The sequence below is a fragment of the Halorubrum sp. SS7 genome, from assembly GCF_005435055.1.
Classification (GTDB): domain Archaea; phylum Halobacteriota; class Halobacteria; order Halobacteriales; family Haloferacaceae; genus Halorubrum; species Halorubrum salinarum.
On the sequence record NZ_SGXV01000661.1, the window covers coordinates 1 to 229 of the forward strand.

1 pseudogene is annotated in these 229 nt (G+C 72.5%); it reads left to right on the forward strand.

Going from position 1 to position 229, the window contains the following annotated elements:
* Positions 1 to 229: pseudogene (locus EXE44_RS19545) on the forward strand (mechanosensitive ion channel family protein); the annotation flags it as partial.

Below are 229 nucleotides of genomic sequence, written 5' to 3' on the forward strand. Positions count from 1 at the left end.
GGCCTCCAGCTCGGGCTGTTCGTGCTCGCCGGCGTCGCCGTGCTGACGCTGTGGGGGCGGTTCGACGTCGTGGTCGCGGTGCTGCCCGTCGCGGAGAACGCCGTCAGGGTCGGTGCGCAGGTCGTCGTCTCGGCGGTGCTGCTCGGCGGCGCCTACGTCGTCAGCGACGTGGTGGAGACGTACGTCACGGAGCTGTCGGCGGACAGCGACCGGATCACGGCCCACCAGG